This window comes from Plectonema cf. radiosum LEGE 06105 (assembly GCF_015207665.1).
Classification (GTDB): domain Bacteria; phylum Cyanobacteriota; class Cyanobacteriia; order Cyanobacteriales; family Nostocaceae; genus Rivularia; species Rivularia radiosa_A.
Genome location: NZ_JADEWL010000014.1, coordinates 55,866 through 68,914, shown reverse-complemented (window position 1 = coordinate 68,914; position 13,049 = coordinate 55,866). Strand labels below are relative to the sequence as shown.

Genomic DNA, 13,049 nt, shown 5'->3' with positions numbered 1-13,049 from the left:
CCACTGTCAACTGTCAACTGTCAACTGTCCCTACTCCCAAATCGGTAACTGATTGACTTTATCTAACAACAAACCAACATAAGTATTTTCAGTATTATCTACCGTCTGAGTACTAAAATAACCATTCTTACCATCGTGAGTATGAGAACCTGTTTCTACTACTTGATAACGTCCCTGCTGTACTGCTTTAATAAACGGAGAATTCACCATTAAAGACCAACGGTCAGCAAATATAATTTTAGTCACATCTTCAACCCAATCTCGACTACCCCGCAGGTGGTACACCCGATCAACTTGATTAAAACCCGTTTCACCATCGAAACTACCACCGATAGAAACTACTATTAACCGTGGATTTAACCAATGATCTAAATATTCAACTGCACCTAAAGATACTTGCGCTCCTCCACTCGTACCCATAAGAATAATTTTGAGCGGTTGCTTTGATGTTCGATTCAAAGGAGATACAGCATTCATACGTTCTGCGATCGCGTTGGCAATTCCCAAGTTATAAATAGAACCGTAACGACTATCGGCGGAAATGGCAAAACGCCATAAATTACGAATTTTGATCAACACATTTGCATTTTTTAACCATCCATCTCCTTCAGAAGCAAAACGCCATAAAGGAGCTAAAAAACGCTGTCCCCCCAAACTTTTATTTGCTACTGAGTAGGGGAATACATCGTCTACAATTGCACATTGAGGATGCAGTTTTGCTAACTGATTGAGAAATATTTCTTCTCCTGGAGTCAATTCGTTAGCGGAAAAATCTCCGACACCCGGTAGAAAGACAACATAGCAACTTTTTTCTCCAATATTTTTCTGATTTAAATTATTTTTAATCAAATCTTGAGTAGGATTTTTATTAAATCCTAAAGCTTGACTACTAGCACTTAACCACCATGATAAAGTACCCACAGGAGCAATGATTCCCCAGATAATTAATAATATACCTGCGAAAACCAGTAATTTTAAAGTTTCTCCTCGTAACCATCGTAAAATTCGTGCAATCAGCCTTAACATTTTTGATCATCAAATATTGCATATTCAACAATACTCGATTATATTCAATTTTTTAACAACATCAGGGCGATTATTATGAACGCAACTCAAAATAACTTCAAGCGGCAATTCTTCTATACAATTAAAAATGCTTTACTTTTAAAACCAGAACTTTACGACAATGCTTGTAATATACCTTTAAATAATCAAGTAGCTTTGACTATTGTGATTTTAGCTGGTACTTCTCATGCTTTAGGTAGTCTGTTTATTTTATTAATTAATCAAGCCTCAATTTATTTATTATTGTTAGCACTTTTTATTGATGCTCTTTCAATAATTGTAGGATACTATTTTTGGGCTTTAACTATTTGGAAAACAGGACAATTCATCAAATCAATAAGTCCTAAATTTAATCAGCTATTAAGCCCAATTGGCTTTGCTTATGCACCCCAATTATTAAACTTTCTCACATTAATTCCATTATTAGGAAGACCGATAGAATTAATCTTAGGATTATGGAGTCTTTTGGCAGTAATTGTAGCAGTTACCCAAGCTTTAGATATTACCACTCGTAAAGCAGGTTTTATTTGTATAATCGCGTGGTCATTAATTCAAACTGCGGTGGGTTTTATTCAAGTTTTACAACAGAAAATCGTGCAATTTACCAATTAAATCATTAATCTAACAACTCCGCGTTACTTCGTGCTTACTTTTGTATTCCTCTGCGTTAAAATTGCATCCCAATATATTTATGGATAAGTCGCTAGATTCAATCTTTTCTCTTCCTTATTTATCGAACTTAATTGTTCATTTGTAAGTTCTGTTACTACACTCAAAAATAATTGCCCTTGACCAACGGAATTGATATAATCTGCACTTAAATAACGGCGATAATTTGGATTATTCTCAACATAACTTTTGAACATACCAAGAGCTAAATAGCTTGTATAATCGCGGGCTAAATTAGGAGAAGCACCGACAACCTGGGATGGTACAGGAATAGTTGAGTTGGGTGATTCGGCAATTGTCGAAAAGTGTGTCCCACCATTCATTAATACTAAATATTTATTTTCGTTTGTTAACCAAGTAAAAGGTATAATCTGTTCTGGATATGCAGGAGCTACAGTATCAGCAGTACCAGCGACAATCATGACTGGAATATTGATTTTACTTAAACCTTCTTTACCGTAAACGCTACTATCTACAGGATTAATTGCAACTACTGCTTTAACTCTTGAATCAGATAATTTATAGTCGAATTCGGGTAAATTTAAAGCTAAACATTGCAATAATAACGAAACATTCAAAGTGTCTTGATTAACCGGACAATTCTCTCGTAGCTCTGCAAAATTAATCTCGGCACCTGCTAATGCTAAAGCCGTATAACCGCCAAAAGATTGTCCAATTACACCTACTTGTTCCATGTTGAAGCGTCCCTTATATGCGGGATTGGAATCGGATAGACTTTCGAGATAATCTAAAATATATTTTACATCTAAAGGTCGGTCAATAAATTCTCTAGGGTCTGTAACTTCGTTGGCAATTCCTCCTAACAATGCTTGTAACTGTTGAGAATTACTACCGGGATGTTCGGGTACAGCAACTACAAAACCATGAGAAGCCAGATACTCGGCTAAATAAGCAAAACTGCTGCGGTCGGAACCCAATCCGTGAGAAATTACAATTACCGGAAGAGGCTTAGTTGTTTGCGGTAAATTTTGGGGTAAATAAATATCTAATGGAAAAGAACGAATCCGCGATATATCGGTGAGAGTAAAACTTTCTTTTGTGTAAGTTAAACGTCCTGGTCGTAATGCATTAGAAATAGTATTATTTGATATAGTTTCTCTACCAGTTTGTTTTAAAGATTGTTCGTTGATTAATGCAACTGCTTTTTGAGTCCGATTGACGATATTTCTGGCTCTTAATCCAATTTCCAAACTGCGAAATAAATCGATTGAAATAGTTTGAGACGGAAATTTACGTAATATATTTATAATCGTAAAATTATTTGGTTCTATTGCCGCTAAAATTAACGCCGAACGAGTTGCATAAAATCCACTGCTGCGACGTAACTTATTTGCAGATGCTTGATTGCGATCGCGAAATTCATGTTGAAAAACTTGCGAAAGATTTTCTAATAGTTTCTCACCAATTGGTGAATAGAGAAATTGAGAAACTTCAACAGCTTTTAAAGGAATAGGAGCAAGTAATACTTCTCTTAATTCTTCCTGACTAGCTTCAGGAACGTACTTAAAATATACTGCTAATTCATCATTTACTTGACCAGTTTTAGCATAAATTTCTAAAGAATCAACTGAAATCGACCTCTCTACTATCCCAAAAGAAAGCTTTAACCTTTCGGCACTAACAGCAGGACGATGATTTAAGATGGGTGAAACACTGGTAATAACAGCACTTAGAGCTATATTTAGCCAAATTGATTTTTTACAAACCATACATTACAACTCAGGATGGAGCCAATTGAACAATCCCAGAGTTGTAATTGTACCGACAAAATGAGCGGCAATACCACACATATTTGCCATTGCCACAAAAATATCCAGAGGACGGATAATCCTTGTGGGATCATAAATTGCCACACCTTGGGGTTGAGCGATGGATTTTGCGAGTAAAACACCCAAACCCGAACCTCCTCCCAAAATTGTCAGCAGCAGTCCTACCAAACCGACAATTACCCCAATCCGCAGTATTTTCATAACTTCCGCTTTTTTGGGATGTATTTCCGAATTCGGGTTGCGGAGCCTTCTAGCAAAACGAGTTAAACGAAAAGCTAAGTAAATACCGAATAATAATCCCAGAATTCCGCAGACAGCCCAAAACATACTAATACCTAATCCGGGAGTTGTAGTTTCGGTATATTGAGTAGCAGCAGGTACACCAGGTACCACAACATCATTGGTCACTGCTTGATTAAAACTACGTCCAGAAATCGCGAATATGATCATCAAACTGCAAGCCGCACCCAATCCTAATTGCAACCAAAAACTAGCCCAGCCACTAAAGCGTAATATATTAGATATTCTTTCTAATTTCGGATTAATTGTAGGTGTCGGAGTTTCTTGTATATTCATCGGATTTTAAATTTGGATTTTAGATTTTGCGGAAAGTTGAGCCACTGCTCGGCTATGGTTTCCCGACTTGTAGCAAGTGGCATTGGGTTGTAGATTATCTTTCCCCAAAACTTTCCAAGACGGATTTTAGATTATGATTAATATCACCAAAATTATTTTTACTTTCAGCATAAGGTTGCTAAAAAACAATTACGACTCTCTAAAGAAAGAATATAAAACCTAAATCCACCGTCAATATATAAAGTGAAACATTTTTAACTCCTAACTCAAAACTCCTAATTCCGGTGGTACTAATTCCTAATTCCGGTGCTACTAACTCAAAACTCAAAACTCAAAACTCGTAACTCCTAACTCTTTAACCTTGTCCTGACCAAGGTTCGAGGAAATCACCATAAAGTGTTAATCCACCGTCAATATATAAAGTTTGTCCAGTAATATAAGCAGCTTCATCGGAACATAAAAAAGCAGTTGCGGCAGCCATTTCATCGGAAGTCCCAACTCTACCCATGGGTATATGACTTTCCACATTAGCTTTCTTCTGTGGATCATCAGTCCAAGCATCATTGATGGGGGTGACAGTTGCACCAGGGGCGATCGCATTTACGCGAATCCCTCTTCTGGCATATTCTAAAGCTAAGGTAGTTGTGAGATTTTGCATCGCACCTTTACTAATTGAATAACTGATATATTGAGGTCTGGGTATAATTTGGTGAACACTCGAAACGTTAATAATATTTCCACCATTACCTTGATCAAGAAACAGTTTAATTGCTTCACGAGCGCATAAATAAGCACCCTTTAAATTAACGTCGATTACTTTTTCAAATTCTTTAAATTCAATTTCGTGGGCTGCACCAGGTATTTGAATTCCCGCATTATTAATTAAAATATCCAATCCACCGAATTCTTTTTTTATTTCGGTAAACATTTCTACAATATCATCTTCTTTTGAGACATCAGCTTGTACCAATATTTCTCTACCTCCACAACCACAACGGGCTTGAGTACAAGCTTCGTAAATCAATTTTTCGGTCTGTTCGGCATCTTCAGGGCTTTTTCGATAGTTAATTGCCACATTCGCACCTTCAGCCGCAAATCTGACAGCGATTGATTGACCTATTCCCGAAGTTGCACCTGTGACTAAAACGTTTTTTCCGCTTATTCCTTTCATAAATAATTACAACCCAAAATTAACAACATAGTAGTTCTGGATTGAGTTTAGTATAGTTAGACAGCATTCCCTTCCATCTACGGTTGTAAACCGAGTAGTAATAAGTAAGAAACATTATTTTTTTGGTAATGGGTAATATAGCAATCCGAATTGATATGTGAGAAAATACGTAGATTAAAAGTTGGGAGTAGAGGTTACATTTAAATCACTTATGGCAACTATAATTCGCACGGCAGTCGCTCATGGGGGAGACCCCCAAGACCGCGCTGCCTTGGCTACACAGGCAAAACCCGGATGGTGCGAGGGTTGTTTTATAGAGTCCACGCAGGTGGATTTAGGAAGGTTTAGTAGCGGTTTTAACCGCCAGATTATACATAAATTTCTCACAAATCATTTAGGATTGCTATAGGTAATTGAGATTTATAATATTGAGACATCCAGGTCTTTGACCTTCAACCTTTGACCTTTACGATGCTGTATATTGATAAAAAAATCAACGAATAGGCACTCAACCATTATGTTCTCAACAGATGATTTTGCACGATACACTCAATGGTCAGGTATTGCCACATTGATATTTGCTTTAATTACACTCGTGGGTTTCATCTTTAAATGGGGTATCCGGTTCCGATTAGCAGGTGCGACGGGATTTTTATTAGTATTAACGGGAGGCTTTTTTCCTCTTTCCCTCACACCTTTGACTCGAACGGTGATTCCGGGTGCAATTCGCTATAAATTAGTTTTTGATAACGGTTCATCGAAAGCTGTAATTGCTACTCCACCCCAAATTACTCCTTCCGAATTAGATGCAACTTTACGTCAAGCTGCCAGCGATTTATTTTCTTATGGTAGGTTAGGTACCAGAGAAGAGAATCAATTAACTGTCCGCGCTCGCACTATAATACACCCGGAACCAGGACTTTCCGTACCCCTATATTTAGGACAAATTAAGCGCTCCCTTTCGACTCGTGACGACAACGAAATGCAAATTGATATTTACAAAGATAATTTTGCTCAGTTACCAACCTCCGACGGTTAAGGAACCACCGGAGGACGGGATTTTGTTGTAGAGACGTAGCAATACGCCCCGTCTGTTGTTGAGTTAGGAGTTAGGAGTTAGGAGTGAGGAGTGAGGAGTTACCAGTTACCAGTTGCGACGGTGTATGGTCGGAGATAAGGTAGGAAGCATATTAATAGATTATTGTTCACTGTATGTCATGAAGGACACGCTTCGCGCTTCACTGTCAACTGTCAACTGTCAACTGTTCCCTAATGAACTTGATTTAGAGCATTCCAAGTATCATTATCAATGATTCCAGTGATTTTTACTTTACTACGACGCTGAAAACTTTGTACAGCGGCTTCCATAAAAGGGCCGAAATCACCGTCTACATATCCAACATAGTCAGAACTTCTTTTTAAAATACGCTGTGCTTTCATTACCATTTCACCACGGCTACCTTTTCTTAATTCTGGCATCGGTACTGGTTCGTTTGGATTGATTTTTTTGGCGCGATCGTCATTTAGAGTCTGTTCTTCTATAGAAAAATTTCTCTGCTGGGAAGCTTTAAGCTCACCATGTTTTTCTGGTTGTTGAAATTTATTATCTAATGGTTCCATGTTATTCCCTAAATTATTCAAGAGTTATCAATTATCAGTGAACCTCGATCGCTGTTCACTGATTACTGATTACTGATTACTGATTACTGATTACTGATTTATAGTTTTATCGTTGAAACTCAGCCGAATTATTCTTTTCTTTAGAAGTGTTTACACGACTAGCATGGTGTAGCTGCTATTACTTGTTGAATTGATATCTCTATGGTAATGGATCAATCCTTGGTATTTTATGAATTAATTGTTGATCTTTGATATATACAGAGGCTTTTGGGGCTTACAATGTAATCACTGACACGCAGTAGTATGAATAATAGTACATCAAATTATCATTTGTACTTGCCGCTACAATTGTGATTATTTTCGGTAGAATATTAATCCGGATGAGTTATTTATGAGTTAATTCACCGGAATACACCAGTTAGAATAATTCGGCGTTGCTGAATCGTGGTATGAAATTGAAAATCTAGTAGAGAGGCAAGTGTTTGCGTTTTTATGAAGTTTTTCAGCCTGGGAACGAGAAATGATTTGGATTGCTTCGGCTACGGTCTGCAAGCTACGGAATCAAACAGAATATTATATTAAATGTTAATTTAATTAATCAGTTATATGCTTAATCAATCAAAAAAAACTTTGTCATTAACTCTCGCAGTAGCCCCAGCAAAGGTAATTCGCGGTAGCCAAATCCTCGATCAAGCAGTAGATGATATATCTCGTTTGGGAAATCGTCCTTTAGTAATAGGTGGCGATCGCACTTTGAGTATCTGCCAAAATTATCTGCAATTGTGGGAATCTCAGGAATTAAATGTTGAGAAAGCTTGTTATACTCCCGATTGCAGTGAAAGCAGTTTGGCAGTTTTAAGAAGTAAAGCCCAAGAGCATCAAGCTGATGTAATTATCGGTGTCGGTGGTGGTAAAGCTTTGGATACTGCGAAATTAGTAGCACATCAGTTACAAATACCAGTGGTGACAATCCCGACTTCAGGAGCTACTTGTGCGGCTTGGACAGCGCTTTCTAATGTGTATTCCGAGCAAGGAGCGTTTTTATATGACGTGGCTTTGGATAAATGTCCCGATTTACTGATATTAGACTACAATTTGATTCAAACCGCACCGCAAAATACCTTAGTAGCAGGAATTGGTGACGCGATCGCCAAATGGTATGAAGCGTCGGTAAGTAGCGGAGATTCGGAACAAACTCTGATTATTGCAGCGGTTCAACAAGCTAGAGTTTTACGTGATATTTTATTACAAAAATCTGTAGTAGCCTTGCAATCTCCCGGAAGCGAAACTTGGCAAGAAGTTGTAGACGCGACAGTTTTACTAGCTGGAGTCATCGGTGGCATCGGCGGCGCACAATGTCGTACTGTTGCGGCTCATGCAGTACATAATGGTTTAACTCATGTTTGTGGACGTGGTAGCATTCATGGTGAAAAAGTTGCTTACGGTATTTTGGTACAGTTACGTTTAGAAGAAATGCTTCAGGGGAACCAATTGGCTGCGGCTGCAAGAGGGCAATTATTGAAATTCTATGGGGAAATCGGATTACCCCAAAAGTTGGATGATTTGGGCTTGGGTAATATAACTCTGAAAAAGTTGCAAAGCGCAGCCGAATTTGCTTTACAACCGGATTCGGATATTCACAGATTGCCATTTAAAGTTGCTCTCGAACAATTAATGGCAGCAATGGTTTCCACTACAGCACCAGGAGAAACAAGTGGTTTGTCATCAAACTTAACGAATGGGGTGAATCAAGGTAAAAAGTTTTCTGGTTGTAAAAGTGATCGGAAAGCATAAAATAATTATCTGGTTAACAATAAAATCTACTCCTCTCAATGCTGCCGATTTAAACCCGCGACGGCGGGTTTTGATTGTGTAGTCGCGGTAAAAAAGCGCCAGATAAATGTGGTGACTTCAGTAAATTTAACTTTAATAGTAGAATCGGAAAATGAATTTAGACTGGATAATCCCAGCCCAACGTATACAAAAGCTACCCGCTTATCCATTTGCTCGCTTGGATGAATTGAAAACCAAAGCCCGCGAGCAAGGTTTGGATTTGATTGATTTGGGCATGGGAAACCCTGATGGAGCAACACCACAACCTGTAATTGATGCTGCGATTGAAGCTTTAAAAAATCCCCACAATCACGGTTATCCTCCTTTTGAAGGAACAGCTAATTTCCGCAAAGCTATTACTAGTTGGTATCATCGCCGCTATGGAGTAAATTTAGACCCCGATAGCGAAGCTTTACCACTGCTTGGTTCCAAGGAAGGGTTAGGACATTTAGCCTTAGCTTACGTTAATCCTGGTGATGTGGTTTTGGTTCCTTCTCCATCCTATCCGGTTCATTTTCGAGGTCCTTTAATTGCTGGTGGTGAAATTCACAATTTGATTTTAAAGCCAGAAAATGACTGGTTAATTGACTTAAGTGCAATACCCGATACTGTTGCAGAACGAGCAAAGATACTTTATTTTAATTATCCTAATAATCCCACTGCCGCTACTGCACCCCGCGAATTTTTTGAAGAAATAGTTGCTTTTGCTCAAAAATACCAAATTCTGCTGGTACACGATTTATGTTATGCGGAGTTAGCATTTGATGGCTATCAACCCACAAGTTTGTTAGAAATTCCCGGCGCAAAAGATATTGGTGTAGAATTTCATACCATGTCTAAAACCTATAATATGGCAGGTTGGCGGGTGGGTTTTGTAGTCGGCAACCGTCACGTCATCCAAGGTTTACGAACGCTGAAAACAAATTTAGACTACGGTATATTTTCCGCATTACAAGTAGCGGCTCAAACTGCTTTACAATTGCCAGATAGTTATTTGCAGCAAGTCCAACAACGCTATTCTAGCCGTCGCGACTTCCTGATTCAAGGTTTGACCGATTTAGGTTGGAATATTCCTAAAACTAAAGCGACAATGTATTTATGGGTTCCATCTCCTGAAGGTATGAATTCCACCGATTTTGCTTTACAGTTATTACAGCAAACAGGTGTAGTGGTGACTCCTGGTAATGCCTTTGGTGTTGGTGGTGAAAATTACGTTCGTATCAGTTTAATTGCGGATACTCAACGATTAGGCGAAGTTTTGGATAGATTTAAGCAAGTAGGCATTTGCTATCATTCCCAGACAGTAATTTCTAGTCCAAAATCAAATAAATAAATAAAATAAATAAAATAAATAAATAATATGGTTGATTATAAACTTACTCATAAACTAAATTGATAAATTGATGCAATCTCCTGTTACCGTTCCAGATATAATTATTTTCGGTTTTCAAGCTTTATCCGAACCATTGCGGATAAAAGTATTGCAATTGTTGCGAAATCGTGAAATCTGTGTTTGTGATTTGTGCGATATTTTAAACGTCAGCCAATCAAAGCTGTCTTTTCATCTCAAAACCCTTAAAGACGCGAATTTAGTTTGCGCTCGTCAAGAAGGACGTTGGATTTATTACAGCCTTAATCAACCTCAATTTGGATTACTACAGCAATATTTAGCAGAATACAGCGAATGTAGTGTAATAATCTTTGCACCTTCTTGCGAAGACTAGCGATAACTATAATATTCTCGTTGAGATAATTTTTTGACAATTTAGCTGGAAATACAGCTATGAAGCCGAATGCAGTGCTTTTCTAGATTAAACATTGGTAAACTTCTAGTTTCGTTAGGCACCAACATTTCCAGTATTTGCCTCTTACTAAATATATAAATCATATATAAAAAAGCACATTTTTTATATTAAAACTTCTCTTACCTACGAGTGATGAACGGAAGCTTTTTGAACACTTTAATAGAAATACAAGCGAAAACAAAAAGCTATTAAATATTTGAATTACTATTCAAGGTTATGGGAATCAAAAGCAAGTTTTTTCCCTTAATACTAAAGGTATAAACAAATGCCAAGATAATGTAATTCAGAAATAATGCTTGAAATAATTTCGCTCTTTGCGATTTGTAGTTATCAGCTTAAATTGCGTTTGTAGATTTTTAAAAACACAAATGTTTTATCATAAAAAACGCCTCCAGTATTTTACCCCACCGGAGCATCCTGATGCAGTATATGCCAAAAAACTCCAAGAACTAATTGGCGGTCCTTTCGGAGAAATGACTGTAATGATGCAGTATCTGTTTCAAGGTTGGAATTGCCGAGGTCCGGTAAAATATAAAGATATGCTGCTAGATATCGGTACCGAAGAAATTGGACATATTGAGATGGTTGCAAATCTAATTGCTCATCTCCTTGATAAGGCTCCTTTAGAAGCCCAGCAAGAGGCTGTCAAAGACCCGATTGTCGGTGCAGTGATGGGTGGAAGCAAAGCCGAAGATGTAATTATGGCTAACGCCATGAACCCACAGCACGCTATTGTATCAGGTTTGGGTGCAATGCCATCTGACAGCGTGGGCTATCCATGGAACGGTCGCTTCATCATTGCCAGTGGCAACTTAATGGCAGACTTCATGTCTAACGTTCAAGCCGAGTCACAAGGACGCTTACAAGCCGTGCGGTTGTATGAAATGTCCAACGACCCCGGTGTTAAAGATACCCTTAGCTACATGATAGCCCGCGACACCATGCATCAAAACCAGTGGCTGGCTGCAATAGAGGATTTAAAAGACTCTGGATTAGAAAGCTTTCCTATTCCCAGTTCTTTCCCCCAAGAGTTGGAAAAGCAGGAAGCTTCCTACGAATTCTGGAACTTATCGGAAGGGAACGAAAGTGCAGAAGGTCGCTGGGCTAAAGGTTCATCAATGGATGGTAAAGGGGAGTTCAAGTATATTGAAAATCCTCAACCCCAAGGACCAGTAGCTGAAGCACCTCAACCCGACCCAAGACTGCATGGTACCCCTAAAAGTAGGTAAATTATAGCGGTTCTCAGTTGAACGCAACACATTTTTAACCTCTCTCTAAATCTCTTTAAGCAGGGAGGGGAGAGGTTTTAAACCTTACTCACCTTCAGTTTTTTTTAAGGATTGGGGGTTTAGACTCAAATCACGGTTCTTGGTTGCATCAAAATATTTGATTTTTTATTTATTATTTAATTTATTTATTATTTAATTTTAATTTAATTTTGATTTACAAATGGTAAACTCTAAGTGCGATCGCAAATATTAGCGTCACGCATTTAGATATGATTTTTGTCTTTAGTACTATTATTGCAGCAATGATTTGCTAAATTACGTTTTTCTGAAGTTGTCCTCTGATTAGCAATCTCCCTTGTGCGCCTCATCCCCCATTCCCTATTCTTCGTTCCACCTCTATAATGATATGTCTGTGAGTAAAATTAAAAGGATTAGATTAAGGAAGCGATAATGTCCCGATACAGAGGACCTCGATTAAGAATTACACGTCGTCTTGGTGAATTACCAGGATTAACTCGTAAAAGCGCTAGACGTGCTTATCCCCCTGGACAGCACGGTCAAAACCGTAAAAAGCGCTCTGAGTATGCTATTCGATTGGAAGAAAAGCAAAAACTTAAGTTCAATTACGGTTTAACTGAAAAACAATTGGTACGTTACGTCCGCAAAGCAAGACGAGTAACTGGTTCTACCGGACAAGTTTTATTACAGTTGCTTGAAATGCGTTTGGATAACACTGTTTTCCGTTTGGGAATGGCTCCTACCATCCCCGCAGCGCGTCAATTGGTGAATCATGGACACGTTACCGTGAACGGTCGTGAAGTAAATATTGCTAGCTACCAGTGTCGTCCTGGAGAAGTAATTAGCGTTAGAAATAAAGACAATTCTCGCCAGTTGGTGGAAACCAATTTGCAATATCCTGGTTTAGCAAACCTTCCCAGCCATTTAGAGTTTGATAAAAACACAATGGTTGGAAAAGTTAATGGTGTTTGCGAACGGGAATGGATTGCTTTGAGCGTTAATGAACTGTTAGTAGTTGAATACTACTCACGAAAAGCTTAACAATTTTAGATTTTGGATTTTAGATTTTAGATTTTGCATCTTAGAATCTAATCCAAAATCTGAAAGTTTCAAAGTTAGGAGTTAGGAGTTAGGAGTTAGGAGTTAGGAGTTAGGAGTTAGGAGTTAGGAGTTAAAAGTTAGGAGTTAGGAGTTAGGAGTTAGGAGTTAGTAATTTGAATTGTTCTCTAAACCTTTGTCAATTCTTAAAAACACCAAAAAAACCGGGTTTCTT

At 38.1% G+C, this 13,049-nt stretch carries 13 protein-coding genes; 8 read left to right on the top strand and 5 right to left on the bottom strand.

The window, feature by feature from the left end; translation table 11 throughout:
* Positions 1-30: 30 nt before the first annotated feature.
* Positions 31-1,026, bottom strand: coding sequence for a hypothetical protein (locus IQ247_RS06960; protein ID WP_193918422.1), 996 nt, complete (start codon positions 1,024-1,026; stop codon positions 31-33).
* A 75-nt stretch (positions 1,027-1,101) separates the two neighbouring features.
* Here IQ247_RS06960 and IQ247_RS06955 point away from each other — a divergent pair, with 75 nt between their 5' ends.
* Positions 1,102-1,677 carry a hypothetical protein gene (locus tag IQ247_RS06955; protein WP_193918419.1) on the top strand — a complete coding sequence of 192 codons (576 nt, stop codon included), beginning with the start codon at positions 1,102-1,104 and terminating at the stop codon, positions 1,675-1,677.
* Between the two features lie 77 nt (positions 1,678-1,754).
* Here IQ247_RS06955 and IQ247_RS06950 read toward each other — a convergent pair whose 3' ends face one another.
* From IQ247_RS06950 to IQ247_RS06940, 3 genes are all read right to left on the bottom strand, one after another.
* Positions 1,755-3,464 (bottom strand): alpha/beta hydrolase, encoded by a 1,710-nt coding sequence (locus tag IQ247_RS06950; protein WP_193918416.1) that lies wholly within the window; start codon positions 3,462-3,464, stop codon positions 1,755-1,757.
* A 3-nt stretch (positions 3,465-3,467) separates the two neighbouring features.
* Positions 3,468-4,100 (bottom strand): DUF3611 family protein, encoded by a 633-nt coding sequence (locus IQ247_RS06945; protein ID WP_193918411.1) that lies wholly within the window; start codon positions 4,098-4,100, stop codon positions 3,468-3,470.
* Between the two features lie 355 nt (positions 4,101-4,455).
* Positions 4,456-5,271 carry a glucose 1-dehydrogenase gene (locus IQ247_RS06940; RefSeq protein ID WP_193918409.1) on the bottom strand — a complete coding sequence of 272 codons (816 nt, stop codon included), beginning with the start codon at positions 5,269-5,271 and terminating at the stop codon, positions 4,456-4,458.
* 211 nt (positions 5,272-5,482) lie between these two features.
* Here IQ247_RS06940 and IQ247_RS06935 point away from each other — a divergent pair, with 211 nt between their 5' ends.
* The gene (locus IQ247_RS06935; RefSeq protein WP_193918407.1) at positions 5,483-5,680 is read left to right on the top strand and encodes a hypothetical protein; all 198 of its coding nucleotides are present in this window, start codon (positions 5,483-5,485) and stop codon (positions 5,678-5,680) included.
* 108 nt (positions 5,681-5,788) lie between these two features.
* On the top strand, positions 5,789-6,310 hold the full coding sequence (locus IQ247_RS06930) for a Ycf51 family protein (RefSeq protein ID WP_193918405.1): 522 nt from the start codon (positions 5,789-5,791) through the stop codon (positions 6,308-6,310).
* Between the two features lie 230 nt (positions 6,311-6,540).
* Here the strand turns inward: IQ247_RS06930 and IQ247_RS06925 are convergent, their stop codons facing one another.
* Entirely contained in the window at positions 6,541-6,891 is a 351-nt protein-coding gene (locus tag IQ247_RS06925) for a peptidoglycan-binding domain-containing protein (RefSeq protein WP_193918403.1), read from the bottom strand.
* Between the two features lie 606 nt (positions 6,892-7,497).
* On the opposite strand from IQ247_RS06925, the gene IQ247_RS06920 reads away from it, so the two are divergent.
* The 5 genes from IQ247_RS06920 (at position 7,498) to rpsD (ending at position 12,817) form a co-directional block, all read left to right on the top strand.
* Complete coding sequence (locus IQ247_RS06920) at positions 7,498-8,685, top strand: iron-containing alcohol dehydrogenase family protein (RefSeq protein ID WP_193918401.1); 1,188 nt, start codon at positions 7,498-7,500, stop codon at positions 8,683-8,685.
* 151 nt (positions 8,686-8,836) lie between these two features.
* Positions 8,837-10,057: an aspartate aminotransferase gene (locus IQ247_RS06915; RefSeq protein ID WP_193918399.1), complete on the top strand. Its 1,221-nt coding sequence runs from the start codon at positions 8,837-8,839 to the stop codon at positions 10,055-10,057.
* A 70-nt stretch (positions 10,058-10,127) separates the two neighbouring features.
* Positions 10,128-10,448, top strand: a complete 321-nt coding sequence (locus IQ247_RS06910; RefSeq protein ID WP_193918398.1) for an ArsR/SmtB family transcription factor — start codon at positions 10,128-10,130, stop codon at positions 10,446-10,448.
* Positions 10,449-10,897: 449 nt separating this feature from the next.
* Positions 10,898-11,758 carry a manganese catalase gene (locus IQ247_RS06905; RefSeq protein ID WP_193918395.1) on the top strand — a complete coding sequence of 287 codons (861 nt, stop codon included), beginning with the start codon at positions 10,898-10,900 and terminating at the stop codon, positions 11,756-11,758.
* A gap of 450 nt (positions 11,759-12,208) precedes the next feature.
* The gene (gene rpsD, locus IQ247_RS06900; protein ID WP_193918394.1) at positions 12,209-12,817 is read left to right on the top strand and encodes a 30S ribosomal protein S4; all 609 of its coding nucleotides are present in this window, start codon (positions 12,209-12,211) and stop codon (positions 12,815-12,817) included.
* Positions 12,818-13,049 lie beyond the last annotated feature (232 nt).